Origin of the sequence: Aeromonas jandaei, assembly GCF_037890695.1 — a bacterium.
GTDB classification, from domain to species: domain Bacteria; phylum Pseudomonadota; class Gammaproteobacteria; order Enterobacterales; family Aeromonadaceae; genus Aeromonas; species Aeromonas jandaei.
The window spans coordinates 2,390,220-2,416,357 of the sequence record NZ_CP149571.1; the positions used below are offsets into that span (position 1 = coordinate 2,390,220).

Annotated in this window: 15 protein-coding genes and 2 tRNA genes; 12 read left to right on the top strand and 5 right to left on the bottom strand. The window is 62.3% G+C overall.

Annotation, left to right across the window (positions count from 1 at the left end; genetic code table 11):
* Positions 1–119: 119 nt before the first annotated feature.
* Together WE862_RS11495 and WE862_RS11500 are read left to right on the top strand one after the other, a co-directional pair.
* Positions 120–1,895 (top strand): autotransporter assembly complex protein TamA, encoded by a 1,776-nt coding sequence (locus WE862_RS11495; RefSeq protein WP_042032431.1) that lies wholly within the window; start codon positions 120–122, stop codon positions 1,893–1,895.
* Entirely contained in the window at positions 1,892–5,689 is a 3,798-nt protein-coding gene (locus WE862_RS11500) for a translocation/assembly module TamB domain-containing protein (RefSeq protein ID WP_042032432.1), read from the top strand. The genes WE862_RS11495 and WE862_RS11500 overlap by 4 nt, the downstream gene beginning before the upstream one ends.
* 151 nt (positions 5,690–5,840) lie before the next feature.
* On the opposite strand, the gene WE862_RS11505 is transcribed toward WE862_RS11500, so the two are convergent.
* Both WE862_RS11505 and WE862_RS11510 read right to left on the bottom strand, forming a co-directional pair.
* Positions 5,841–5,925: transfer RNA gene (locus tag WE862_RS11505), tRNA-Tyr, on the bottom strand.
* A 32-nt stretch (positions 5,926–5,957) separates the two neighbouring features.
* Positions 5,958–6,042 (bottom strand) — tRNA-Tyr (locus WE862_RS11510).
* 124 nt (positions 6,043–6,166) lie between these two features.
* Here WE862_RS11510 and WE862_RS11515 point away from each other — a divergent pair.
* Positions 6,167–6,676 carry a VC2046/SO_2500 family protein gene (locus WE862_RS11515; RefSeq protein WP_042033481.1) on the top strand — a complete coding sequence of 170 codons (510 nt, stop codon included), beginning with the start codon at positions 6,167–6,169 and terminating at the stop codon, positions 6,674–6,676.
* A gap of 89 nt (positions 6,677–6,765) precedes the next feature.
* On the opposite strand, the gene hpf is transcribed toward WE862_RS11515, so the two are convergent.
* A complete protein-coding gene (gene hpf / locus WE862_RS11520) occupies positions 6,766–7,104 on the bottom strand; it encodes a ribosome hibernation-promoting factor, HPF/YfiA family (protein ID WP_033113440.1) in 339 nt (112 codons plus the stop codon).
* A gap of 370 nt (positions 7,105–7,474) precedes the next feature.
* On the opposite strand from hpf, the gene WE862_RS11525 reads away from it, so the two are divergent.
* From WE862_RS11525 to WE862_RS11535, 3 genes are all read left to right on the top strand, one after another.
* Positions 7,475–9,964 carry a putative bifunctional diguanylate cyclase/phosphodiesterase gene (locus tag WE862_RS11525; RefSeq protein WP_042033293.1) on the top strand — a complete coding sequence of 830 codons (2,490 nt, stop codon included), beginning with the start codon at positions 7,475–7,477 and terminating at the stop codon, positions 9,962–9,964.
* Positions 9,965–10,065: 101 nt separating this feature from the next.
* Positions 10,066–11,967 (top strand): transglycosylase SLT domain-containing protein, encoded by a 1,902-nt coding sequence (locus tag WE862_RS11530; RefSeq protein ID WP_041209822.1) that lies wholly within the window; start codon positions 10,066–10,068, stop codon positions 11,965–11,967.
* A gap of 176 nt (positions 11,968–12,143) precedes the next feature.
* Positions 12,144–13,142 (top strand): LacI family DNA-binding transcriptional regulator, encoded by a 999-nt coding sequence (locus WE862_RS11535; RefSeq protein ID WP_042033294.1) that lies wholly within the window; start codon positions 12,144–12,146, stop codon positions 13,140–13,142.
* A gap of 72 nt (positions 13,143–13,214) precedes the next feature.
* Here the strand turns inward: WE862_RS11535 and WE862_RS11540 are convergent, their stop codons facing one another.
* Positions 13,215–14,279 (bottom strand): 3-deoxy-7-phosphoheptulonate synthase, encoded by a 1,065-nt coding sequence (locus tag WE862_RS11540; RefSeq protein ID WP_042033295.1) that lies wholly within the window; start codon positions 14,277–14,279, stop codon positions 13,215–13,217.
* A 118-nt stretch (positions 14,280–14,397) separates the two neighbouring features.
* Positions 14,398–16,350, bottom strand: a complete 1,953-nt coding sequence (locus WE862_RS11545; RefSeq protein ID WP_042033296.1) for a TonB-dependent receptor domain-containing protein — start codon at positions 16,348–16,350, stop codon at positions 14,398–14,400.
* 266 nt (positions 16,351–16,616) lie between these two features.
* On the opposite strand from WE862_RS11545, the gene WE862_RS11550 reads away from it, so the two are divergent.
* The 6 genes from WE862_RS11550 to WE862_RS11575 all read left to right on the top strand — a co-directional run bounded on the left by WE862_RS11550 (position 16,617) and on the right by WE862_RS11575 (position 26,103).
* Positions 16,617–17,765 carry an isochorismate synthase gene (locus WE862_RS11550; RefSeq protein ID WP_042033298.1) on the top strand — a complete coding sequence of 383 codons (1,149 nt, stop codon included), beginning with the start codon at positions 16,617–16,619 and terminating at the stop codon, positions 17,763–17,765.
* Entirely contained in the window at positions 17,762–19,414 is a 1,653-nt protein-coding gene (locus WE862_RS11555) for a (2,3-dihydroxybenzoyl)adenylate synthase (RefSeq protein ID WP_042033300.1), read from the top strand. The genes WE862_RS11550 and WE862_RS11555 overlap by 4 nt, the downstream gene beginning before the upstream one ends.
* Complete coding sequence (locus WE862_RS11560; RefSeq protein WP_042033302.1) at positions 19,411–20,358, top strand: isochorismatase family protein; 948 nt, start codon at positions 19,411–19,413, stop codon at positions 20,356–20,358. The genes WE862_RS11555 and WE862_RS11560 overlap by 4 nt, the downstream gene beginning before the upstream one ends.
* Positions 20,355–21,122 (top strand): 2,3-dihydro-2,3-dihydroxybenzoate dehydrogenase, encoded by a 768-nt coding sequence (gene dhbA, locus WE862_RS11565; RefSeq protein ID WP_042033303.1) that lies wholly within the window; start codon positions 20,355–20,357, stop codon positions 21,120–21,122. The genes WE862_RS11560 and dhbA overlap by 4 nt, the downstream gene beginning before the upstream one ends.
* Before the next feature lie 125 nt (positions 21,123–21,247).
* On the top strand, positions 21,248–25,237 hold the full coding sequence (locus tag WE862_RS11570) for a non-ribosomal peptide synthetase (protein ID WP_042033304.1): 3,990 nt from the start codon (positions 21,248–21,250) through the stop codon (positions 25,235–25,237).
* Complete coding sequence (locus tag WE862_RS11575) at positions 25,234–26,103, top strand: hypothetical protein (RefSeq protein WP_042033306.1); 870 nt, start codon at positions 25,234–25,236, stop codon at positions 26,101–26,103. The genes WE862_RS11570 and WE862_RS11575 overlap by 4 nt, the downstream gene beginning before the upstream one ends.
* Positions 26,104–26,138 lie beyond the last annotated feature (35 nt).

Sequence of the window (26,138 nt, forward strand, 5' to 3'; positions counted from 1 at the left end):
TGCCAGCCGGTGCCTATGTTAGGATAGGGCTCGCAATTTGCTGGGGTGCTCCGTTTCTCTGCTTCCGATGTGCCGTGAGCCGCTCCGCCATCTTAACCAATTTTCAGGAATATTGACCTTTGACAGGATGCAATCCGTCCCTGCTGACAGGGAGTTCGCTCTTTGGCTCAGCCCTTCGACGTAGCCTCCTGGTGCTCGGGTTGGGCCTTATGCTGTCGCTGATGGCCACCCCCGCACTGGCTGCCAAGCTCACCTATCAGGTCAAGGGGTTGAAAGGGGAGAACAAGGATAACGTTGAAGCCTACCTCAACGCCTTGCCCGTCTATCAGGAGCGGCAATACCGCCCGGCTCGCGCCAAAATCACCGAGAGCGTGCAAAAGGCGCTGCAGGTGTATGGCTACTACCAGCCCAAGATCACCCTGAGCCGCGACAAGAAAACCCCGTCCAAAGTGATGATTGAGGTGGACAAGGGGGAGCCGGTCATCGTCTCGCGCCTCGATATTCTGCTGGAGGGGGATGCCGGCAGCGACGAGGTCTACAGCGCCCTGCTCGATCAGTTGCCGCTCAAAGAGGGGGATCCCCTCAATCACGCCAAATACGAGTCGATCAAGGCGGATCTGGGCAGCCTCGGGCTGGCCCGCGGTTACTTCGATGCCAAGCTGGGCAAGAGCCAGGTCAAGGTATTCCCGGACAAGGGGACGGCGGAGATCTACATCCTCTTCCAGTCGGGCCACCGCTACCACTTTGGCGAGATCCGCTACGACGCCACCCCCGAAGCGCTCCACCTTATTCGGCCGCTTATCAACATCAAGAGCGGCGACCCCTATCTCGCCATCCGTCTGGCCGAGATGTCGCAGGATGTCTCCTCCACCAAGTTGTTCCGTCAGGTCGATATCAAGCCGGTGCTGAGTGAGGCGAGCAACTACCGGGTGCCCATCTCGGTGACGCTGGACAACCGGGTCGATCACGAGATTGAGACCGGTATCGGCTACGCCACCGACGTGGGGCCGCGGATGAGTGCCACCTGGGAGAAGCCCTGGGTCAACCGCTATGGCCACCGCCTCTTTGCTACCGCCAAGGTCTCCCAGCCGGAGGCCGAGCTCAGCTTCGACTACCAGATCCCGGTGGGCAACCCGCTGCGGGACTACTACTCGATCCAGACTGGTTACCAGTACAAGGACAACAACGATACCCGCTCCGACCTGACGACCGTCGGTGTGCACCGCTGGACGCGGCGACCGGAGAGCTGGGACCGTGACGTCTTTATCCGGCTGGAAAACGAAATCTATACCCAGGGTGCCGACGAGGGGAACAGCTTGCTGCTGATCCCCGGTGTCTCCTGGTCGCGGCTGCGGGTGCGTGGTGGTCTGGTGCCCGACTGGGGGGATCGCCAGCAGCTGACGCTGGAGTTCTCCGACCCCAGCTGGGGCTCCGACATCAGCTTTATGCGGGTGTGGGGACGCAGCAAATGGCTGCGTACCTTGGGGGATAACCACAGATTCCTGATGCGTGCCGAGCAGGGGGCCATCATAGGCGACAGCTTCTCGCTGGTGCCGCCGTCGTTGCGTTTCTTTACCGGTGGTGATCAGACGGTACGCGGCTTTGGCTACGAGACCATCTCGCCGACCGGCTCGGACGGCAAGCTGACCGGTGGCCGCTACACCAGCGTCGCCAGTATGGAGTACAACTACCGCTTCAGCGACAAGTGGCTGGGAGCCCTGTTTGTGGATGGCGGTACCGCCACCAACGACTACAGCGAGCCGTGGAAAATAGGTACCGGTGTCGGTGTGCGCTGGGTGACCCCCATCGGTCAGGTCAGGCTGGATCTGGCGGTCGGGGTATCGGAAGAGGACAAGCCCTTGCGGCTGCATTTCGCATTGGGGCCTGAATTATGATCTGGGTAAAACGCATCTTTCTCTGGCTGATGGGGCTGATTTTCCTGCTGCTCATCGGCGTCAGCCTGCTGGGATTCACCCATCAGGGCAACAAGTGGTTGTGGCAACAGGCCAGGGCGGCGCTGCCCTCCCTCAAGGGGGAGCTGGTGGCGGGCCAGCTTGGCTATGGCTGGACTCTGGAAGGGGCGGGTTGGCAGGATGAGCTGGTGGATGTCACCGTCGATCGCGCCGTGCTCGACTGGGATCTTGGCAAACTGCTGCAGGGCAAACTCTGGATCAAATCTCTTGAAGTGACCCATCCGGTGGTGAAGGTGGCTGACTCGGAGCCAGCCCCGGAAGAGCCATCGGAGCCTTTTGTCTGGCATCCGCTCCCCCTCAAAATTCAGGTCGATAGCCTCAAGGTGGCTGACCTCGATCTGGCGGTACCCGGTGTTGCCGTGACGCTGGGATCCCTCGATATCGGCGCCACCCTCAATCGCAAGGGGTTGATCGTGCGCGGGCCTGTGCTCGACAAGCTGAGTGTGACCATTGCTGATGCTCCTGCCAGCACCTCAGCCAGGGCGCCGGCTCAGGCTAGCGGCAAGGCCGCAAGTTCCCCGGTAGCAAAGAGCGCAGCCAAGGGTGACAGCGATAAGGCACCCAAGACAGCGAAAGCTGGCAACGACAAGGCAGCGAAGGTAGAACCCATAGTACTGCCCGCCATTCACCTGCCATTTCCCATCCAGCTTGAAGGGGTGAGTGCGACCCGGGTGCAATACAAGCAGGGCGAGCTGGTCGAAGGGATCGACAAGTTGCAGCTCTCTGCCAGTGCCGTCGGCGATCACATCGAGGTGCGCGAGCTGTCGCTGCGCCACGCCATGGCGGATCTGGCGCTCAAGGGCAATATCCGGCTGGGGGATGACTATCCGCTGGCGGTGACGCTGGATGCCAAGGCCCGCAAGGGGCTGCTCGACGGCGAGCTGCAAGGGGAGCAGGCGACCCTGACTCTGGGTGGGTCGGTTGGCAAACTGGCACTGACGCTGGCGGCCAAGGGGCCGGTTGCCGCCAACCTCAAGGGATCTCTGGCCGCGCTCGATCCGGATCTGCCTTTCGATCTGGCCCTCGACTGGAAGAGCCTCGGCTGGCCGTTGCACAAGCCTGCCAAAGATGAGCCGAACTATCGGCTGGATAAAGGGAGCCTGACCGCCAAGGGCAAGCTTTCCGGCTATCAATTTGCTCTTAATACCGCCGGCAAGGGTACCGACGTGCCTCCTTTCAAGGTTGTGCTTGAAGGGAAGGGGGATCTGGATCGGCTCAGCAAGATCGCCTTGCAGCTCAACGCCCTCAAGGGGGAGCTCAAACTCGATGGCAAGCTTGCGTGGAACAAGGGGATCGAATGGCAGGGGACGACCCTGTTCAAGGGGATCAATCCGGCCGAATTGTTGCCAGAACTCAAGGGCACTCTGGCGGGAGAGCTGGAGAGCCGGTTTGCGATGAACGAGGCGGGCCACTGGGAGCTCAACCTGCCCAAGCTCAAGATCGATGGCAAGCTCAACCAGTATCCGCTGGCCCTCAAGGGTGAGCTGCGCGGCAACGACAAGATGGAGTGGCAGATCCCGACCCTCTCGCTGCAAAGCGGTCCCAACCAGCTGCAGGCCAAGGGGAGCATAGCACCCGCCCGCTGGCAGCTGGATGCGGCACTCGATGCGCCCCAGCTCGGCGGCATCTATCCCGGTCTGAAGGGGGATATCAAAGGGCAGGTTAAGGTAAGCGGTAACCAGCAGACCCCCAGAGTGGCAGCCGATCTGACCGCTGGCCGCCTCTACTACGCGGGAACCAATCTCGGTGGCATTACCCTCAAGGGCAACGGCGCGCTGGGGGCCAAGCCCGCTGGCGAGCTGACACTCTCGGTTGCCGAGTTGACCCAGGGGGCCACCAAGCTGAGCCAGCTGCTGCTCAATCTAAATGGTGATTTCAACCAGCATCAGCTGACCCTGACCATGAAGGGTGACCCGGTTGCGGCCAACCTCAAACTGGCGGGCGGCATGCGCGGAGATCACTGGCGTGGCGCGCTCTCCGAGCTCAAGCTCAAAACCCCGCTGCGTCGTTGGGATCTCACCTCGCCCTGGGATCTGGATGTGGATCTGCCGCGCCAGCGCGTGGCGATGGGGGAGCTCTGCCTCGGTTCGCAAGGGGCCAGCCTCTGCGTGAAACGAAGCCAGGTGTCGGCAGCGCAAGGCTCGCTGGAGTTTGCACTGGCCGGGTTTGACCTCAAGCGTTTGCGTCCCTGGTTGCCGGACAACTTTAGCTGGCAGGCGGTGCTCTCTGCCGATGGCCGGGCCAGCTGGCGCGGCAACCAGCCGACCCTGCATGCGGTGGTGCGTACCACGCCGGGCACCTTTGTCACCGATGATCTCAAGACCGACTACCAGCAGCTGGCGCTGGGCCTTGATTTCGAGCGGCAGCAGGCGGCCATTCGTCTCGATTTTGCCTCCAGACAGATCGGCAATATCGATACCGAGCTGCTGATCAGGGAGCCTGCCGGCCGCGGTCTGCTCGGCGGCCAGCTCAAGTTTGATGATCTCAAACTCGACACCTTCGCACCGCTCATTCCCGAAGTGCGCTCCCTGCACGGGGTTATCTCGGCCAATGCCCGTTTTGATGGCACTCTGGCGGCGCCGCTGCTGTTTGGCCAGCTCAATCTGAGTGATGGCGAGGTGCAGACCCACTCCGACATGGTGACCCTGACCAAGCTGGTGACCCGCCTCAAGATTGAAGGCAACCGGGCCGAGCTGGATGGTTCCATGCTGGTTGGCAAGGGGCCGCTGGCACTGGGGGGCTGGCTCAGTTGGGCCAAGATGCCGGTGACCGGCAGCCTCACCATTCAGGGCAAGGAGCTGGAGGCGCAGTATCCGGGGATGGGGCGGGTGAAGGTCTCCCCCGATATCGCCGTCTCGCTGGGTGACGAGACCCGGGTGACCGGTCAGGTGGATATCCCCTGGGCGCGCATTCTGGTCAAGAGCCTGCCTGACTCGGCGGTCGCTGTCTCTGACGATGTCACCGTGGTTTATGACGATCTGCCCCCACCACCCAAGCAGGCCAGCCTGCCGCTGGCGATGAAGGTGGCGATCCGCCTTGGCAACGATGTGAAGCTGGAGGCGATGGGGCTCAAGACCGATGTATCGGGTGGCCTCAATATTCGTCAGGATCCGGGCAAGCCGCTGGCAGGCAATGGTCAGCTGGTGCTCACCAATGGTCGCTTCAAGGCCTATGGCCAGAACCTGATCATCAAGGAGGGGCGGATCCTCTTCTCTGGTCCGCTCGATCGCCCCTTCCTCAATATCGAGGCGTACCGTGATCCCGATACCATCGAGGGGCAGGTGACGGTCGGGGTGCGGGTGACCGGTCCGGCCAGCAAGCCGGCGATCAATGTCTACTCCGAGCCGCAGATGGCGCAGTCGGAACAGCTCTCCTACCTGCTGCGCGGTAAAGGGCTGCAAACCACCGGGGAAGATGGCGGTTTCAACGGTCTGCTGGTGGCGGGGGCGGTCAGTCAGGCCAATGGGGTGGTGTCGAGTATTGGCGAGTCGCTCGGGATGAGCGATGTTTCCCTCGATACGGCAGGCAGTGGCGATAACACCCAGGTGACCCTGTCAGCCTATCTGCTGCCGGGCCTGCAGTTCCAATACGGGGTCGGGGTGTTCAGCCCCATCGCCGAGTTCAAACTGCGCTACGAACTGCTGCCGCGCCTCTATCTGCAGGCGATGAGCGGGGTGGCACAGGCGGTGGATATCTTCTATCGCTTCACGCTCTGATGGCGGTGAGAACTGAACAACGGGAGGCGCTGGCCTCCCGTTTTTATTGCGCCATCGGATTGGCGGGGAGTGGCAGGGCTATGGCTTCCGGCTCTGATTTACAATGGCCAGAAAAGCGAAAACCCGGCGCGAGGCCGGGTTTTCTGAATAATGGTGGAGGGAGAAGGATTCGAACCTTCGAAGGCAGAGCCGTCAGATTTACAGTCTGATCCCTTTGGCCGCTCGGGAACCCCTCCACGGGGTATTGCTTCATATTTTTGCACTTGAATGGTGGAGGGAGAAGGATTCGAACCTTCGAAGGCAGAGCCGTCAGATTTACAGTCTGATCCCTTTGGCCGCTCGGGAACCCCTCCCCAAGTGCGAGGCGCATACTAACAGATCTTCCGCTTTTGTGAACCCCTGAAGCGGATTTTTCCATTAAAAGAATTGGATATGTGGCCGATAAGAGATGAAATCACCATTTCCAAGAGTTATCCCATGCTACCCAGTTCAATCCGTAATCAGCTGCTCGTCGATGAAGGCCAGTTGGGGCAACGCCTCAACCTGGATCTTCAGCATGGCGATCGGGCTGATTTCCGATTGCAGCTGGCGCTGCTGACCGATGCGGTTGAAGAGCAGCCCTGGTTCGATGCCAAGCCGGCAGCAAGCCCGGACACGCGGGACTGGCGAGCGCACTTTGAGCTGCGAGAGGCTCAGGTGCTGATGGCCGAGGGGGCGGGGAGTGACTGCAGTGCCATCAATGAGCGGTTGCAGCAGGGGGGGAGCATGGTGGATGTGCGGCTCTGGCTGGCACTGCAAACGCCACCACTGGTAGCCAGACAGCCGCTGATCGATGAGGCGGTGTTTGACAATCTGACACTGCTGGGACGCGAGAAGCTGCAACACAAGCTAGCCAGTGTGCCGCGGGAGGAGGATCCGCTGGTGCTGTTGCCGGTGCTCGACCGCTTGCAGCAGGGGGTCGATACCCGTCTTCACTGGCTCAGCTAGGGGCTGGTGTTTTTGTTCAGCCAGCTGAAAATCAGGCAAACAAAAAGGCGGGATAACCCGCCTTTATGCTCTTTGTGATCCGCGATGCCTTATGCGTCAGCTTCGTCCGTTTCAACCTGCTCCTTCAACGCGGCATTGGCGCGACGGGCAATGGGTTTTTCGGTATGGCGATTGAGTTGACGCTCCAGTTTTTGTCCCAATTCGTTGATGGCGGCGTAGAGATCCTCATGCTCTGCCTGGGCAAACAGTTTGCCGTTGGGGATGCCAGCACTGGCTTCGACAATGAACATCAGACGCTCTTTGGAGACAATCACATGGGGTGTGATGAGAGGCACCTGAAGACGTTCGAGCTTTTCAAAGCGGGATTCGATACGCTCGCGAATAGCCGGGGTGATGTCGATGATTTTGCTGGTAATTTCGATTTTCATATAGGCCCCCTTCGGGTCGTCTTGCTTGTGTCTTCACCTTCAGATTACTGATTGGTGGTACTTAAAATGTGACGTAAATCACAAAATGCGGCCATCATTATTCAGCAACTTATAAATTGTGATCTTTTCCGGTTTCGTGCCAAAAATCGCTTGAGCTCCTTGAAACTGGCAGGCAGTATGACGGGAATAGGATCGTTTCTGTCCCCTCTTGGCAGCACCCTGTGTCGACCTCATATCCGGTTCCCACTGCTTGATATCGCATGTTTGCACTTTGCCCCTCCTCTCTTCGACCTCATGAGCGGATCCGGAGCGGTTGCTGCTGCCTGTTGCTGGACATCAAACGTGGTCGGTTGTTGTGTTGGAGTCATAAATGAAGCATCAAGCCACGCAGGTCATGTGGTTTTTTGATCGGCAGCATGATCAGTGGAGTCTCTCTGATCAGGGCACCTGCCAGCAGTGGCAAGGAAAGGGGGTTCATCCATGGGCCGATCAGCTGCTGCCGGAAGATGAAGCGGGCTTTGCCGACTTCCTCATCCGCCTTCATGAATCACACCTGCCGGAACAGTTTATCGGCCACCTCAGAGATAAAGAGGGGGCCCTCAACCATGTGCTCTGGAGCGGCCAGTTCGTGCCCAACCAGGAGGTTTGCTGTGGCTGGCTGATCCCGCTTGCTGCAACGTCTCTCAAGCTCTCTCTGCCTTTGCTGCAGACCAGTCTGCTCACCCAGCTGGCGCAGGCACTCTCTGCCCGCACCGGGCTCGACTTCTTCAACACCCTGGTCAAACAGCTCTCCCACATTCTGCAAGTCGATGCGGTCTGGGTCGGTGAGCTGAGCTCTGCGGATCGGGTGCGGGTGCTGGCCGCCGACGGGCTGGTGCTCAAGGATTACCCGCTGGCGGGAACACCCTGCCAGCAGCTCTATCGGCAGGGCGCGGTCTGCCTGGAGGTGATCTCCGAGCAGGAGGAGTACCAGCCGTGGCTGGCTGCCGGTCAGACCTATTACGGTCAGCCGCTGTTTGATGGCCGGGGGCAGCTGCTGGGCCATCTGGCGTTGCTCAGCTCGGCGCCGGCAGACATGGCGAACCTCAACTCGGTACTCAACACCTTCACGGTGCGGATGGTTGCCGAGCTGGAACGGCTGCAATCAGATGCCCAGATGCGCCTCTCTGCGGTAGCTTTCGAAACCCATGAGGGGATCATCATCACCGACCCGGGCTTCAAGATCCTGCGGGTCAACAATGCCTTTAGCCAGATCACCGGATTCGACAGCCAGGCTGTGCTCGGCCTGCAGCTGGAACAGGATCTCTGGCCCAATCTGGGGGGGCTCGGTTACGAGCTCAATCCCCTGAGCCGCTGGCAGGGTGAAACCCAGCGCCTGCACGCCGATGGTCATACCTATCCCCAGTGGGAAATCGTAACGCCGGTGCAGGATGAGAAGGGGGGGATCAGCCACTTCGTCATCTGCTTCGAGGATATCTCCGAGCGCAAGGCGGCCGAACGGCGGATCCAGGATCTCGCCTATTACGACGAGTTGACCGGTCTGCCCAACCGCCGCCAATTGCATGAAACCCTGGTTCAGACCTTCAATGAGGCGACTCACAGCTGTCTGATCGGCGCGCTGCTTTTTATCGACCTCGATCACTTCAAGACCATCAACGACTCCCTTGGCCACGCCACCGGCGACTGGCTATTGAAGGAGGTCGCGACCCGGCTCAAACGGCTGGTGCGTCAGGGTGATTGTCTGGCTCGCCTCGGTGGGGATGAGTTCGTCCTGCTGCTGCCGTCGCTGTCGGCCAGCCCGCCCCAGGCGGAGATGCAGGCCGACATCATTGCCGAGCGGCTCATTACCGAGATTGCTGCGCCCTACACCTATGCGGGGCAGGTACTGCACATCGGTGCCAGCGTCGGCATCACCCTGTTTCCTGATCGGGAGCAGGGTGTGGATGATCTGCTCAAGCAGGCGGATACCGCCATGTATCAGGCCAAGTCGGCCGGTCGCAAGACTCGCCGCTTCTTTGACGCCTCCATGCAGCAGCAGGCGGATCGTCGCCTGCACATCCACAACGAGCTGCGCAACGCCCTTAACCAGCAGGAGCTGACGCTCTACTATCAGCCCCAGCATCTGGTGGATGGCGGCGACATCATCGGCGTCGAGGCGCTGATCCGCTGGCAGCCGGCGGGACGCGCACTGGTCTCGCCGGCCGAGTTTATCCCCATCGCCGAGGAGAGCGATCTCATCGTCGATATCGGCAACTGGGTGCTCCACGAGGCCTGCGCCCAGTATGTGCTGTGGGAAGAGAATGGTATCCATATCCCGCAGATCTCGGTCAACGTCAGTGCCAAGCAGTTCCATGCCACCGACTTTGTCGAGCGGATCCACGACGTGCTGGCGCAAACCGGCATGGATCCGGCCTGCCTCAATCTGGAGATCACCGAATCCGTGGTGCTGGGCCATGCCGAGGACACCATCAGCAAGATGACGGATCTCAAATCTCTTGGCATCAGCTTTGCCATCGACGATTTCGGCGCCGGTTACTCCTCCCTGAGCTATCTCAAGCGGCTGCCCGCCGACGAGCTCAAGATCGACCGCTCCTTCATTCAGGACATCCCCAAGGATGGCGACAACATGGCCATCGTCGAGGCGGTGATCGCCATGGCGCGCCACATGGGGTTCAACGTTACCGCCGAAGGGGTGGAGTCACGTCAGCAGCTGGAGTTTCTCAAGGCGCAGGGGTGCAGCTTCTATCAGGGCTATCTTGCTTCCAAGCCGTTGCCGGTGCCCTATCTGGAGAAATATGTGCAGCGCCTCGCGAGACAAGAGTACCCGCGCGAAATCCAGCTGAGCGGCGTAGAAAAATAGTCTCTTCTCCCCGCTGTCGCCTTGGCTGGCAACGGGTAGAATGGGAGGCAGTAGACCCACCGCCCGCGGGCGGTGTTCTTGCCTCGCAATGGAGATGTTCAGTGAAAGCTGTATGGGGAATTGTTTTGTCGGCGCTGTTTGCGCCGGGTCTGATGGCACAAACAGCGGAGCAGTCGCTGTACCGTCAGGCTTATGATGCGGTAAAGGCCGATGATCAGGCCCGTTTCCAGCAAATTAGAGCCCGTTTGGCTCATTATCCCCTGTTGCCCTACCTCGATTACTACCAGCTCGCTTTTCGGCCCGGGGCGGCCGATTACAACGATGTGACCCGCTTTATCCGCGAGCATGGCGATACCCCCCAGTCGAACCGACTGGAACGCAGTTACCTCACCTATCTGGCCCAGAGCGAGCAGTGGTCGCAATTCCTGCGCTTCTATCCAGCCAAGCCGAGCTCCACCGATCTGCTCTGCATGCACTATCAGGCGCTCTACAACACCGGCAAACAGGGTGAAGCATTGCAGGGGGCTGGCAAACTCTGGATGAGCGGTCAATCCCGCCCTGACGCCTGCTCGCCGCTCTTCAAGCTGTGGCAAGCATCCGGTCAGCGTACCCAGGATAAAATCTGGCAGCGGATGACCCTGGCGTTCGAGGCGGAGAACCCCAACCTGATCCGTCATCTGGGGGCCAACCTGTCGGGTAGCCTGCAAAGCTATGGCGATCAGATGGTGACCCTGTTCGAACAGCCCGCCAAGGCGATGAATCCCGCCTATTTCAGCAGCAATCCCTACTCAAGGAAGCTGCTCTCGCTCGGTTTGGCCCGTTATGCCAATCAGGAGCCGGAAGCGGTACTGCGCCAGCTGACGCTCTTTCGCAGCCGTTTCGGCCTGACTCAGGCCGAGGTCAAACCGGTTGAGCGTGCCATTGCCCGTCGTCTGTTGCTGGATCGCTCACTGGCCCAGCGCAGCTGGCTCGACAATACCGTGGTGCGGTTGGCCGACCCCGATATCACCGAGCTGCGGGCCCGTCTTGCGATTTGGGAACAGGATTGGCGCGGCCTATCCGGCTGGGTGAAAAAGATGCCGATGGCGCGTCAGAAAGAGGATCGCTGGCGCTACTGGATGGCGCGCTCTCTCGAGGTGCAGGGGCAGAAGAAACCGGCTCAGGATCTCTATCTGGAGACCGCCAACCTGCGCGGTTTCTACGGTTTTATGGCGGCCCAGCGTACCGGCGTGCCCTACCGTATGGTCAATCAGGGGGTGAAGCATGTACCGGACTGGCGCACTGCCAGCCAGCGCTGGCCCTTCCTGCTGCGGGTGCGCGAGCTGCTGTCGATGAACGAAATCACGGCGGCACGGGCCGAGTGGATCCACAACATGGATCGCAACCCGGTGGCCCAGCGCATCGAGTTTGGTCATATCGCCCTCAATCAGGGGTGGCATGAGCTGGCCATTCTCTCCAGCATCCGCGCCGAGGCGTGGGATGCACTGGAGCTGCGCTTCCCCAAACCCTACACCCAGACCTTCAGTCAGGTGGCGCGGGAGCGGGCGGTCAACATGAGCCTGCTCTACGCCATATCCCGTCAGGAGAGTGCGCTCTATCCGATGGCCCAGTCACCTGTGGGGGCGCGCGGCCTGATGCAGCTGATGCCCTCGACCGCCAAAGAGACTGCCGGCAAGCTCGGTGTGCCCTATCGCAGCGAACAGCAGCTGTTTGATCCGGCGATGAACGTCCGGCTGGGGAGCGCCTACCTCAAGCGCTTGCTCGATCTCTACGATGGCAACCGGATCCTGGCGGCAGCGGCCTACAACGCCGGGCCCGGTCGGGTGAAGCGCTGGCGCGATCAGAGTGAAAACAAGCCGATGGATGTCTGGGTCGAGAGCATCCCCTACAAGGAGACGCGCAACTACGTGCAGAACGTGTTGTCGTTTGACCTCATCTATCAGCACAAGCTGCAGCAGCCGCTGCGCTTCATGTCGGATCGGGAGCTCAACCACGCCTATTGAGCACGGGGCCGCCAGTCGGCCCCGTTTTCAAATCCCGCAGGCAGCGGGTATCATCAGCAACGCTCTGTTACAAAAGGAAACATGAGTGGTGATCGGGCTCCGGGAAATGTTCCAGGGAGCGGGATATACTCGGCCGTCGGCACCAGCAGGTTCCCCTCACAATAAAGGAATGGATAGTGGCAACGATAAAAGACGTTTCTCAGCTGGCAAATGTGTCTATTTCCACCGTATCGCGCGTGATCAACAACACGGCGCAGGTCGCCCCGGAAAAGCGCGAGGCCGTATTGGCGGCCATGAAGGAACTCAATTTTCGGCCCAACAGTTTTGCCCAGGCTCTGGTCAGCAAGCGTTCCAACTGCATTGGCGTGCTGGTCGGCGACCTCTGCGGTGGTCCCTTCTTCGCCCAGATGATGCGGGGCATTGAAACCATGGTCGATCGGGCAAACAAGTTCACCATTGTGATGTCGGGCAACCATGACATTACCCGCGAGCGCCATGCCATTCAGGCTCTGCTGCAGCGTCAGTGCGATGCCCTGATCCTGCACAGCAAGGCGCTGCCCGACGAGGAGCTGAGCGAGCTGGCGGCGGGCACCACTCCCATCGTCTTTATCAATCGTCAGGTGCCGGGCGCCGAAGATCGCTGCGTCTGGCTCGACAACAAGGCCGGGATCACCACGGCTTGCCAGCATCTGCTCGATGCCGGTCATCGCAAGATTGCCTTTATTACCTCCGATGACGAGGAGTTCGTCGATGGTCAGCAACGGATGGCGGGCTATACCCAGACGCTGGGGCGGGCTGGTATTGCCCTTGATCCGGCCCTGATCAGCCGCGGCTTTGCCGACGAGAACGGTGGCTATGTGGCGATGAGCGAGCTGCTGGCGCGCGGTGTCGAGTTCACTGCCGTGCTCGGTTTCAACGATGGCATGGTGGCCGGAGCCATCTCCTGTCTGCTGGAGCGTGGTTACAAGATCCCGCAACAGGTGTCGGTGGTGGGGTTCGACGATATTCCCTATGCCCGCTACATCTATCCCAAGCTCACCACGGTGCGTTACCCCATCGAGGAGATGGGCAGCCGCGCCGCCGAGCTGGCCCTGCGCCTGCTCGATCACAAGCCGGTAGAGGGGTTGCCGCTCAAATTCGAAGCCCAGCTGGTGGAGCGTGAATCGGTCGCCTGATCTGCGGCGAGAAGTCCTGAGCAATATGGCCCCATCGGGGCCATATCTTTATCTGCCACATGCGTTCCGGTTTTACCCCGCCAGGGCAATACGCTGCTGGCGGCGCGCTTCCACCCCTTCGGCAAGGGCATCGAGTACTACCCGCGTCTGCTCCCAGCCGATGCAGCCATCGGTGACCGACTGGCCGTAGCACAGCGGCTTGCTGGCTATATCCTGGCGTCCCTCCTTGAGAAAACTCTCCACCATGACGGCGGCGATGGTGTGGCAGCCGTTGCCGAGCTGGGCAGCCAGATCCCGGGCCACGGGTAGCTGGCGGGCGTGTTGTTTCTGGCTGTTGCCGTGGCTGCAATCGATCATCAGGCGAGGGGAGAGATGATGCTGGCGCAGTAGCTCGCCAGCCTCTGCCACATGATTGCTCTGATAGTTGGGCAGGCGGCCACCGCGCAGGATCAGGTGACTATCGGGGTTGCCATGACTGCGCACCAGTGCCAGCCGCCCGTCACCGGAAGGCTGCGGATAGAGGTGCGCAGCCCGGCTGGCAAGGATCGCCTCGACCGCGATCTGGACGTTGCCATCGGTGCCGTTTTTAAAACCGATGGGGCAGGGGAGGGCGGAGGCCAGCTGGCGGTGGAGCTGGGATTCGGTGGTGCGGGCACCGATGGCGCCCCAGCTGATGAGATCCCCCAGATAGAGCATGCTGGTGAGATCGAGAAATTCAGTGGCACAGGCGAGCCCCTCTTGCCCGAGTGCCATCAGCTGCTCGCGCGCCTGGCGCAATCCCTCTGCCAGCCGATCGCTGCCATCCAGATGCGGATCGAAGATAAATCCCTTCCAGCCGAGCGTCGTGCGCGGCTTTTCGAAGTAGGTGCGCATCACCAGTTGCAGCTGATCCCCGTATTGGCCCTGCAGTTCGGCCAGCCGGCCACCATAGTCGCGGGCGGCGACGGGATCGTGGATGGAGCAGGGACCGATCACCAGCAGCAAGCGGTCGTCCTCTCCATGCAGAATATGGCGGGCTTGCTGGCGGCTGCGCGCTATCTGACGGGCGAGTCGGGGAGGTACGGGGTGATCTTGCAGCAACTCATCCGGGGTGGGCAGGGTGGCAAGGGGTGATGCGTTCAGTAGTGAGGTGAACATGAGCGATCCTTATGGAAATGGAAACCTGCATGCTCATTGCTGTCCAGTGGGGAGCTTCCCCTTATTGTGTCGGGCAACACAGCGCGGGCATGGGCCCGCGCTGTTGGTTTGATGAGCTTTAGAAGCGGGCCGAGCCGCTGATGTAGTAGCTGCGACCCGGCTCCACGTTCTGGAAGGTGGGGTCTTTCTCCTGCAGGCGCACATCGGTCAGGTTGGTGATACCGACCCGCAGATCAAAGTTCTCGGTGACCTTGAAGCCGGTGCCGAGATCGAAAGTCTGATAGCTGGGCAGCTTGTGCAGCACCACGGCCTTGTTGACGGTCTGCTCCGCATATTGGGTGCCGGTGTAGGTGGTGCCAACGAAGGCGTTGACCCGCTCGGTGGCCTGCCAGGTCAGCTTGGCGTTGGCCTTGTGCTCCGGCCGTTCAGGTAGGGCCTGACCCTGATCGCCTTCCGCTTTCAGGTAGGTGTAGTTGGCACCCAGATTGATGTCGTTGGTCAGATTGAGCCTGCCGGTCAGCTCCAGCCCTTTGGTGGTGGCCTTCTCCAGGTTGTACCAGGTGCGGTCAGTGGAGTTTGGCAGCTGTTTGAAGGTGAGCATGTCGTCGATATCGGAGTAGAAGAGGGTGGCGCTGGTTTCCCAGATCCCTTGCCCTGCGATAACGCCCAGCTCGTAGTTGGTGCTGGTTTCCGGCTTGACCTTGTCACTGCCATAGATGCGGCAACTGCCGCCGCAACTCTCGATGCTGTAGCCATTGGAGTACTGGTGCGGTGCCGGCGCCTTGAAGGCCTGGCTGACCCCGCCTTTGACGGTCACCACATCGTTCAGTTCGTACACCAGATAGCCGCGCGGGGTGAAGTGACTGCCGTAGATCTCGTGGTGATCGTAACGACCGCCCAGAGTCAGGGTCAGGCTGTCGGTCAGGCCGATCTCGTCCTGAGCGAATAGTGCCTCCTGGGAGTGACTCTCTTTGCCGCCGATATCCTTGTAGCTCACCGCATCCACCAGCTCCCGATCCAGATATTCACCACCCAGGGTCAGGTAGTGGTTGGCCAGCGCCAGGTTGGTATAGCCCTTGAGGGTCAAGGTGTTCTCTTCCAGTTCGCGCTGCTGCGGGGCAGAGTAGCTGGTGTTGAAGTCGTCGATCTGGGAGCTTTCATAGTTGGCCATGACGGTAGTGTCACCCCAGCTCCAGTTCCCCTTGTGAGTCAGACCAAACAGGTTGCGATCGTTTTGCTGCTGGCGGCTGTGCACCTTGTTGCCGGTCTTGCGGAAGATATCGAGGGGCCGCTCATCCTGGTTGTAGAGATAGTCAAACTCGAAGCGCTGCTGCTCATCCACCAGCCAGCTCAGGGTGGAGGCAAAGTTGCGGGTCTGCTTGGCTTCGATGAGCGGGATGCTATCGGCCGCTTCCGGCGGAGTCCAGGCCTGACGGTCGTACACTTCGCCATTCATCCGGATCAGCAGGTTGTCGGTTAGCGGGCCGGTAAAGCCCAGGTTGGTTCTGTGCTGATCGCCGCCATCCTTGCCCTCGATGGCCTTGAAGTCGGCATCGGCTGCCCCTTGCCAGGTTTTGCCCGGCTGCTTGGTGATGATGTTGATGACACCGCCGATGGCATCGGAGCCGTAAAGTGCCGACATGGGGCCGCGGATCACCTCGACCCGCTCGATCATGCCAAGGGGCACCGGGGTGTTGTCGAAGTTGCCACCGCGCCACAGGGCATTGGAGGAGGAGAGGCGTTTGCCATCCACCAGCACCAGGGTGTATTTGCCGGACATGCCGCGAATACCGATGTCGCTGCGGCCATTGGTGTCGGTCTCGGCCTGGATGCCCACCTCGTGGCGCAGCAGGTCGGCAAGGTCATTGACCGGTGTGGCCTTGATCTGTTCGGCACTGATAACCGAGATGGAGGCAGGGGCCGAGCGGGTATTGTGCGCCGTGGTGGTGACGGTGATCACCTCGTCGGCTTGAGGGGCGTTGCTGGCGGCGATGGCTTGCTGGGTCAGCAGGGTGACGATGGTAGTGGCCAGCAGGCTGGGGGCAATAAAACGGGAGGTTGAGGATTTCATTATTTACATCTTCCATAACATTCAAATGATAAGCGTTATCATTATCAAGTTTAATTTGCTCCGATCGCAACTCTTTTTTATCGGCGATGTTCGGTTTCGTTCGCCCCTCTCTTTTGACTAAAAATAAGTTAATGAAATTGATTATCATTTGTATTGATCGTTTTTTCACTCCTTGTTAGGATGCCGCTCACCCTGCGATGTGGTGAGTCAAATGACTCACTTTTTGTCGTTTCAGGTAGTGATTGATTCCAAGGAGTAGCACCGTCATGTGTGACCATGCACTGGAAGGAGAGTGGCCCGCCACAGCGGCCGGGCTGGATAAAGTGTGCTGTTTTGCCAGCGGTGACAGGGTACTGGTCGCTTCCGGTATCCACGACAGTTTTACCGGCATTCCACCGGAAAAACTGCTCGCCCATCTGCGTCAGTTGCGCCAGCAGGGGATGGACAATCCCATCGCCATCGGCGCCATTCCGTTTGATACCCAATCCCCCTGGCATCTGGTGATCCCGGCGCAATCGCAGTGGGTCGCAAGGGATGCGATGTTGCCCGCCCGTTGTTGCCAGCTCCATGGCGAGGTGAGCGAAGTGACCGGCTCAGCCCACTATCAGGGGGCGGTGCGGGCAGCGCTGCAGCAGTTCAGTGAGGGCCAGCTTGAGAAGGTGGTGCTGTCACGCGCCATCGACGTGCAGAGCGCAGAGCAGACCTCACCTGCACACGCCTATGGCTCTCTGCTTGCCCAGAATCCGGGCGCCTATGTGTTCCAGATCCCGCTGCCGGAGGGGGAGACCCTGCTTGGCGCGAGCCCCGAGCTGCTGGTATCGCGCAGCGAGATGGCGGTGGTGAGCAATCCACTGGCGGGCTCCCGTCCGCGCCACGCGTTTTCCGATCAACAGGCAGCCAGTGCCGAGCTGCTGGGGGCCCAGAAGGATCGCTATGAACATGCGCTGGTGGCCGATGCAGTCGCTGCGGCCCTCTCTCCCTACTGCCGCGAGCTGGATGTCCCCCCGGAGCCGCAGGTGATCGCCACTCCTACCATGTGGCACCTCTCGACCCGCATCGCCGGGCGGCTCCATGAACCCTCTTCCGTGCTGGCACTGGCGCTGGCGCTGCACCCGACGCCGGCGGTATGCGGCACGCCGCTCTCGGCTGCGCGTCAGGCCATCTCCCGGCTTGAGGGGTACGATCGCCGCTTCTACTGTGGCGCCGTCGGCTGGATGGATGCCGATGGCAATGGCGAGTGGGTAGTCACCATTCGCTGTGGCGTGCTGGCCGGCAGGCAACTGCGGCTCTATGCCGGCGCCGGAGTGGTGGTGGGTTCCTCGCCGGAAGCAGAGTGGCAAGAGACCGCCGCCAAGCTCGGCACCATGTTGCGGGCGTTTGGTCTCGAAAGCCGGGAGCCGGAGGTAACTGCATGAAGCCGCTGGTGCCCTTTACCCCCTGGCCTGTAGAGCTGGCAGCCCACTACAGAGCACAAGGTTGGTGGTGCGGGCAACCGCTCACCGCCCTGCTCGATGACTCTGCCGAACGTTATCCCGAGCGCACGGCCCTGATCTGCGGCGAGCGCACCCTCAGTTATGGCCAGTTAAAACGTGAGGTCGATGCGCTGGCGGCGCGGCTGACCGTGCGCGGGTTGGGTCATGGCGATACCGCGCTGGTTCAGTTGCCCAACTGCGCCGAGTTCTATATCTGCTGGTTTGCCCTGATCCGCAGCGGAGTGGTGGCTGTGCACGCCCTTTATAGCCATCAGCGGCGCGAGCTGGTGGCCTTTGCCCGCCAGATTGAGCCCGCCTTGCTGGTACTCAGCCCCTCTCACCCCGGCTTTGCCGGTGAAGGGGGAAGCCTCGCGGCCCTTGATGAGCGGATATCGCCTTCCTGTCAGACACTGCTGTTCGAGCCAGCAGAAGGGGGCGATCTTCAGTCAGGATTTGCATGGCGTCAGTCTGAAACCGTGGCTCATGCTGATGGTTCGCCGTTGACGGCCACTGCGCCAACCCCTACACCGACTCCAGCCGATCAGGTCGCCTTTTTCCAGCTCTCCGGCGGTAGCACCGGCACCCCCAAACTGATCCCCCGCACCCACGATGACTATGGCTACAGCGTGCGCCAGAGCGTGGCGGTGTGCGGTTGGGATGAGCGGGTGTTCTATCTCTGCGCCCTGCCAGCGCCCCACAACTTTCCCCTGAGCTCCCCCGGCGCACTCGGAGTGTTTTATGCCGGTGGCTGCGTAGTGCTGGCAAAGGATCCTTCCGCAGCAACCTGTCTGCCGCTGGTGCAGCGTCATCAGATCAACTGGGCGGCACTGGTGCCACCGGCTCTGGCGCTCTGGCTGGAGGCGGCCAGCCACTATCCGCAGACCTCCCTGGAGTGTGTGCAGGTGGGCGGTGCGCGCCTCAGCCCGGCTCACGCCGAGGCAGTGGCGAGCCGCCTTGGCTGCCGCTTGCAGCAGGTGTTCGGCATGGCCGAGGGGCTGGTCAACTACACCCGCATCGAGGATGACCAGTGGCACATCGTCAATACCCAGGGCCGCCCGATGAGCCCGGGTGACGAGGTGGAGGTGCGGGATAGCGACGGGCGCCCCTTGCCTGATGGTGAGTGTGGCGAGCTCTGGACGCGTGGCCCCTACACCTTTCGCGGCTACTTCAAGGCCGATGCCCACAATCAGCGGGCTTTCGACCGGGACGGTTTCTACTGCACCGGCGATCTGGTCTGCCGCTTGCCCGGCGGCCATCTGATGGTGGTGGGGCGCAACAAGGATCAGATCAACCGGGGCGGGGAGAAGATCGACGCCCTCGAGATTGAAGAGCTGTTGCTGACCCACCCGGAGGTGCGGCAGGCGGCGCTGGTCGCCATGCCTGATCCCATGCTCGGGGAGCGCAGCTGCGCCTTTCTGATGTGCCGCGAGCCCCTCAATCTGCCCCGCTTGCGCCGTTTCCTGCGCGAGCAGGGGGTGGCCGATTACAAACTGCCCGATCGCCTGGTGCTGGTGGAGCAACTGCCCCACACCCCGGTCGGCAAGATAGACAAACAGACGCTGCGCGAGCAGCTCGCCAAGGAGTGTGCATGACCATTCAATCCCTCGCCGCCTATCCGCTGCCCACTGCTGAGGAGCTGCCCAGCGGGCGGGTGAACTGGCCCTTCGAACCGGGCCGGGCCGCCTTGCTGGTTCACGATATGCAGCACTATTTCGTCGACTTCTACGGGCCGGACAATCCGCTGATCAATCAGGTCATCGACCATATCGCCACCCTGATCCGTCAGGCGCGTGCCCTCGGCATGCCGGTGGTCTACACCGCCCAGCCTGCTGAGCAGAGTCAGGCCGATCGGGCGCTGCTCAATGACATGTGGGGGCCCGGATTGACCCGGGCGCCGGAGCGTCAACCGATCGTCCCGGCGCTGGCGCCCGAGCCGCAGGATACGGTGCTGACCAAGTGGCGCTACAGCGCTTTTTGCCGCTCACCGCTGGCGGAGCTGATGGCCGGATGGGGGCGGGATCAGCTGGTGATCTGCGGCATCTACGGCCATATCGGGGTGATGCAGACGGCGGTCGATGCTTTTATGCGCGATATCCGCCCCTTCCTGGTGGCAGATGCCATCGCCGACTTCTCCCGCGAGGATCATCTGCTGGCGCTCTCCTATGTCAGCCGCAATGCCGGTCGGGTAATTACCGTGGCCGAGGTGATGGCGGCCAGCAAACGTCCCCTGAGTCGAGAGTCACTGCGTGATCTGGTGTTGGCGCGGCTGCCCGCCGAGATGCAGCAGGAGCAACCCACTGAGGATGACAACCTGCTCGACTACGGTCTCGACTCGCTGGCGGTGATGGGGCTGGTGGAAGAGTGGCGTCAGCAGGGGCTGGTGGTGGAGCTGTCCGAGCTGGCCCGCACGCCGACCCTGGCTCAGTGGTGGGAGCTTCTCTCCAGTCAGCACAATGTCAGCCAGCTCAATGTCAGTCAGGATACGGCTTATCAGGTCAACGAAGATCACGTCAGCGAACCGGAGTGCACCCCATGAGCGAGTGGCAAGGTAGAACCGTCTGGGTGACCGGCGCGGCGCAGGGAATTGGCCATGCGGTGGCGCGCACCTTTGCCGAGGCGGGGGCCTGCGTGGTGGCGTTCGATCTGCAACTGGCCGAGGCGCTGCCCGGCAACGTGAAGAGGGTGGTGATCGATGTCAGCGATAGCGAGGCCGTGACCCGCTGCTGCGAACAGCTGCTGGATGAGGGGCTGGGGCCCGATGTGCTGGTCAATGTCGCCGGCGTACTGGCGACCGGCAGGCTCGATGAGGTGGATGACGCCCTCTTGCAGCGCACCTTCGCCATCAATACCTTCGCCCCCTTCTACCTGATGCGGGCCCTGGCCCCCTGGTTTAAGGGGCGGTGCAGGGGCGCCATCGTCAATGTCTCCTCCAATGCCGGTCGGGTGCCGCGAGTGGGGATGGGCATCTATGGCGCCTCCAAGGCGGCGCTGACCAGCCTCACCCAAACGGCAGGGCTGGAACTTGCCCCCTATGGGGTGCGCTGCAATCTGGTGTCGCCGGGTTCGACCCGAACTCCGATGCTCTGCGGCATGTGGCAGGAGGGGGAGGCGGAGCAGCGCGAAGGGGAGCTGCGCACCATCGCGGGTCTGCCCGGGCAGTTCAAGCTGGGGATCCCCCTTGGCAAACTTGGAACCCCCGACGAGGTGGCTGCCTGCGTGCTGTTTCTCGCCTCTGATGCCGCCAGCCATATCACCTTGCAGGATCTGGTGGTCGATGGCGGTGCCACCCTGGGGGTCTAGCCTGCACTCTGCCGATCTGGCAGGCGTGACACTCTCTTTATGGAGGAGGCCTGGCCTCCTCGCTTTTCAGCCATGCGGGCAGGGGCAAGCCGCTGCCCGCTCGATGTTTGCGCAAGGACATTCCCATGGAACAGACAATGGCGATGCGCGCCACCCACCAGCGTGGTGAGCACCCGCGCTGGCCGCTAACCACCGCTCAGGCGGGTATCTGGTTTGCCCAGCAAAAATACCCGCAGAGCCCCGCCTGCAACACCGGCGAATACTGGCTGCTGGAGGGGGCGCTGGCTCCCCATCACTTCACCCGCGCGGTGCGTCAGACCATCGACGAGATCCCCGGTCTGCACTGCGCCTTTGTGGCCACTGCCGATGGCCCGCAGATGGTGGCCAATCCCGCTTGCTGGCAGCTGGCAGAGCGGGATCTGCGCAGCGAAGCCGACCCGCTTGCAGCCGCGCAGGCCGAGATGCGTGCGCAGCTGGCCGTCCCCTTCAATCTGGCCGGGGGGCCGCTGTTTGCCACTACCCTCTATCGCCTTGGCGAGGGGCGGTGGGCCTGGTTTATCGCCGTGCACCATATCGCCATCGACGGCTTTGGCCTGAGTTTGCTCTGCCAGCGGGTGGCGAGCTGGTATGAGGCGCTCTGCGCCGGCGAGCAGCCAGCCCCCTGCCGTTATGCGAGCCAGCAGGAGTTGTTGGCCGAAGAGGCGGCCTATCAGGATTCGCCGCGCGCCGCGCGGGATCGCGATTTCTTCGTGCAGCAGCTGGCCGGGGTGGAGAACCCGGCGTCGCTCTCCCGCCGTCCGGCGCAAGGGCCGGGCCCCACATATCGTCTTGAACAACGGCTTGCTGGCCGCCAGTGGCAGGCATTGGTGGCGCGGGCGAGTCGTTCGGCCTGTCACCCCTACAGCCTGCTGCTGGCGGCGGTGGCCAGCTATGTGCAGCGGATGAGTGGCGCTGGCGAGGTGGTGCTGGGTATTCCGCTGATGGGGCGGCTGGGCTCAGCGGCGGCCGATACCCCCTGCATGAAGGTCAATGTGGTGCCTCTGCGCATCGAGCTGAGCGGCACCAGCCGGGTAGGGGAGTTGCTGGCACTGGTCGAGCGGCAATTTGCCGCCCTGCGCCGCCATCAGGGCTGCCGTCAGGAGTGGTTGCAACAGCGTCAGCCGGGCCAGCCGCTGTTTGGCCCTCAGGTCAATCTGATGCCCTTTGCCCGCACCCTCAGCTTTGGTGAAGGGCACAACCAGGTTCATGGCGAGGTGCAGGTGCTGGCGGCGGGGTCGGTGGAGGAGTGCGCTTTCTACTTTGCCGAGGAGGCAGGCGCTATGACCCTGACCCTCGAAACCCGTCAGGGGCGCTTCAGCCATCAGGAGAGCGAGCGTCATCTGGCCCGGCTGCTGGCCTATCTGGCCGCCTGGAGTGAGGCGGATGACGAGGCCGAAGCGGTGCGTTTGCCGCTACTGCTGCCCTGCGAGCAGGCTGAGCTGGCGCGCTGGAACCAGACCGACCATCCGCTGCCGACTACCACTCTGAGCGCACTGCTGGCCGAAGGGCTGGCGGCGGCAGATCAGAGTGCTATCGCGCTGGAGTGTGGCGCCGAGCGCTGGCGTGTGGCCGAGCTGCGCCAGCGTACCCGCCAGCTGGCATGCTATCTGGCGGGGAGGGGCGTGGGCCCCGGTTGTCGGGTAGCGGTGGTGATCCCGCGCGCTCCCGAGCTTATTCTCGCCCAGCAGGCCATCATGGCGGTGGGGGCCGTCTATGTACCCGTTGACCCGGACTACCCGGCGGAGCGGATCGGCTACATTCTCGCCAGCAGCGATCCTGCGCTGGTGTTGACCAGTTGCACCTTGCGGATGCCGCTCGATGTGGCCGCGCCACTTGTCTGCCTCGATGCCCCCGGTGTGGCAGAGCAGCTGGCGGCGGTAGAGTTGGCAACGACAGCACCTTGTGAGCTGCCAGCCCCCAAGCCGGAAGATGCGGCCTACATCATCTACACCTCCGGCTCGACCGGTCGGCCCAAAGGGGTGGTGGTGAGCCATGGCGCCATCGTCAACCGGCTGCTCTGGATGCAGCACATGTATCCCATCGGTCCGGCGGATCGGGTGCTGCAAAAGACCCCGGCCGGGTTCGATGTCTCCATCTGGGAATTCTTCTGGCCCTTTATGACCGGAGCGCGGCTGGTGCTCGCCAAACCGGGCGGCCACAAGGATCCCGCCTACCTTGCCGAGCTGATTGAGCAGGCCGGGATCACCACCTTGCACTTTGTCCCCTCCATGCTGCAGATCTTCGTCGCACAAGCCGAACCTGCGCGTTGCAGGGCACTGCGCCAGGTATTCTGCTCCGGCGAGGCGCTGCCCGCCGATCTGGTGCAACGCTGGTATGGGACATTCTCAGCCCCCCTGCACAACCTCTATGGCCCGACCGAGGCGGCGGTGGATGTCACCTGGTATCCCTGCCGGGCAGATGAGGCGGTGACCAGCGTGCCCATCGGCTATCCGGTCTGGAATACCTGTATCCACATTCTCGACCCCTGGTTGCAGCCAGTGCCGCCCGGTGTGGCGGGGGAGCTCTGGATCGGCGGCGTGCAGGTGGCGGATGGCTACTTTGGCCAGCCCGAGCTCACCGCCGAGCGCTTTATTGCCAACCCCTTCGGGGCGGGACGGCTCTATCGCAGCGGCGATCTGGCCGCCTGGCGCGAGGATGGTGCCATCGAGTATCTGGGGCGCCTCGATTTTCAGGTGAAGATCCGCGGCCAGCGCATCGAACTGGAGGAGATCGAGCAGGTGCTGCTGCGCCATCCCCGGGTGGCGCAGGCGGTGGTGCTGGCCCCCGAATTTGCCCCCGGCGATCGCCGTCTGGTGGCCTATGTGGTGGCCATAGATAGCAGAGAGTTGACGCTGGCCGAGTTGGCACCCGCCCTTGGCGCGGCGTTGCCCGACTACATGGTGCCGGGACTTTTGGTAAACCTGGCCGAGCTGCCACTCACCCCCAATGGCAAGCTGGATCGCAAGGGGCTGCCGCTGCCTGATATGACATCGGCGGTGGGTCAGGCGTTGCCGAAAACCCTGCTGGAGGAGCGGCTCTGTCGCCTCTTCGCCGAGGTGCTGGGGCTGGCGCGAGTCGGCGCCGACGATAACTTCTTTGCCCTCGGCGGCCACTCCCTGCTGGCGGCACAGCTGGTGGTGCGTATTGAGGAATCAATAGGACAGACTCTCACCTTGGCCAGCCTGTTCGAAGCACCGAGCCCCGCCCAGCTGGCGCGCAGTCTTGGCGGCGAGCGGGAGGCCATGCCCATGCTGTTGCCCCTGCGGGCGCCCGGTACGCAGTCGGGTACATCGGGCCCCACTCTCTTTTGCGTCCACCCCGCCGGCGGGCTCGGCTGGTGTTATGCGCCGCTGGTGCCCCATCTGCCGGCCGACATGGCGGTCTATGCCCTGCAGGCGCGGGCGCTCTGTCAGCCGGATGCCCCGCAGCCTGTCAGCTTCGACGAGCTGGCCCTCGACTATGTGACCGAGCTGCGTCGTCAGCAGAGCGAGGGGCCCTACTGGCTGCTCGGCTGGTCGCTCGGGGGTATGCTGGTGCACCGGATGGCCGCCATGCTGCAAGAGCAGGGACAGGAGGTGGCCATGGTGCTGCTGCTCGATGCCTACCCCTGCCAGCAGTGGCAGACCCAGCCGTTGCCCGACGAGCGGCGGATGCTCGATGCGCTGCTGCGGATGGGAGGCATTGCGGTTGCGGACGAGGCGCTTGACTCCCTTACTCGGGGTGACGTGGTGGCCAGGCTGGGAGCGGAGGGGAGTGCGCTGGCCATGCTCGACGAGCAGGTGGTGAGCGCCATGATTGAGCTGGTGGGCCACAACAACCGACTGATCCGTGAGCCGGTCGACTACTGCTACCACGGGGACGTCATCTTTATCGAGGCGTCAGCCTACCGCCAACCCTGGCTGGATGGACGTGGCTGGGCGTCGCTGACAAAAGGGGAAATCAGCTATGAGCGCTTCCCCTGCCTGCATCAGGAGATGGTGCATCCCGACTGGCTGGCAAAGGTCGGCGCCCTTATTGGTGAGCGGGTCGATGGGGTCGGACAACAACCGAACATCCGGCAGGAGGGGGACGCATGACCCCGGTTGCCGCCATCCGGGAAGCCTTGCTGGCGGGCAAGCTGGTAGGGCTGGGGGAGCCGCACTGGCACCCGGATTTTATCCGGTGCCAGCACGCTTGGCTCTGCGATCCGGCGCTCTGGGGAGTCATGACCGATCTGGTGCTGGAGTGCGGCAACCGCCGCCATCAGGGCTTGCTCGATGCATGGCTGGCGGGGGAGGAGAGCTGGCAGGGTGAGCCGCTGACGCTGGCACGGCTCTATCCAGTCTGGCTCGACTCCTGCGCCTTCCCCGCCTGGATGGCCCCCGAGTTTCCGGCTCTCTTTTCCGCTCTGCGCCAGAGCAATATGGCGCGCCCTGAACATGTGCGGCTGCGGGTGCATCTCTGCGAGCCCTCATTCGAGTGGCAGGAGATGAGCCCGGAGCGGTGGCAGCAGCACAACAGGGGGCGGGATCAGGCGCTGGCCGACTGTCTTCTTGCACTTCCCGCTCGCGGCGTGGTGGTGCTGGCGGGGGCGCGCCATCTGCTCAAAGCCGCAGGGGATCCCTACTTTGCTCAGCCGACGCTGGGCCAGTTGCTGGAGGCTGCATGGCCGGGCTGGCTGCATGTCCTTCACCCCTGGCCAATGGTTGCTGGGAAGGGTGATGAGAAAGAGGAGCGGGTGTGCGAGCTGGCCGGGATTGCGACTGCCGACCTCTATCCCCACTGGCCGACGCATCCGCCGCTGGAGACTCTTATCGACAGGTTGGTGCGCGTGACTGACCGGGGACGGGAGATGCGAATTTGCCCCACCTTGCTGGCCGAGCCCTGGCGTAGCCGCTTGTTGAGTCGCGCTCACTTGCTGCCAGTTGGCATGGCCCGCCAGCTGCAACAGTGGCTGGCGTAACTGCTGACTTGAGTAACTCAATGGGGGAGCAAGGC

Excerpts from the sequence above, each read along its gene's own strand:
- WE862_RS11500 (WP_042032432.1), top strand. The coding sequence starts at position 1,892 with ATGATCTGGGTAAAACGCATCTTTCTCTGGCTGATGGGGCTGATTTTC.
- WE862_RS11515 (WP_042033481.1), top strand. The coding sequence starts at position 6,167 with ATGCTACCCAGTTCAATCCGTAATCAGCTGCTCGTCGATGAAGGCCAG.
- hpf (WP_033113440.1), bottom strand. The coding sequence starts at position 7,104 with ATGAAAATCGAAATTACCAGCAAAATCATCGACATCACCCCGGCTATT.
- WE862_RS11525 (WP_042033293.1), top strand. The coding sequence starts at position 7,475 with ATGAAGCATCAAGCCACGCAGGTCATGTGGTTTTTTGATCGGCAGCAT.
- WE862_RS11540 (WP_042033295.1), bottom strand. The coding sequence starts at position 14,279 with ATGTTCACCTCACTACTGAACGCATCACCCCTTGCCACCCTGCCCACC.
- WE862_RS11545 (WP_042033296.1), bottom strand. The coding sequence starts at position 16,350 with ATGAAATCCTCAACCTCCCGTTTTATTGCCCCCAGCCTGCTGGCCACT.
- WE862_RS11550 (WP_042033298.1), top strand. The coding sequence starts at position 16,617 with ATGTGTGACCATGCACTGGAAGGAGAGTGGCCCGCCACAGCGGCCGGG.
- WE862_RS11555 (WP_042033300.1), top strand. The coding sequence starts at position 17,762 with ATGAAGCCGCTGGTGCCCTTTACCCCCTGGCCTGTAGAGCTGGCAGCC.
- WE862_RS11560 (WP_042033302.1), top strand. The coding sequence starts at position 19,411 with ATGACCATTCAATCCCTCGCCGCCTATCCGCTGCCCACTGCTGAGGAG.
- dhbA (WP_042033303.1), top strand. The coding sequence starts at position 20,355 with ATGAGCGAGTGGCAAGGTAGAACCGTCTGGGTGACCGGCGCGGCGCAG.
- WE862_RS11570 (WP_042033304.1), top strand. The coding sequence starts at position 21,248 with ATGGAACAGACAATGGCGATGCGCGCCACCCACCAGCGTGGTGAGCAC.
- WE862_RS11575 (WP_042033306.1), top strand. The coding sequence starts at position 25,234 with ATGACCCCGGTTGCCGCCATCCGGGAAGCCTTGCTGGCGGGCAAGCTG.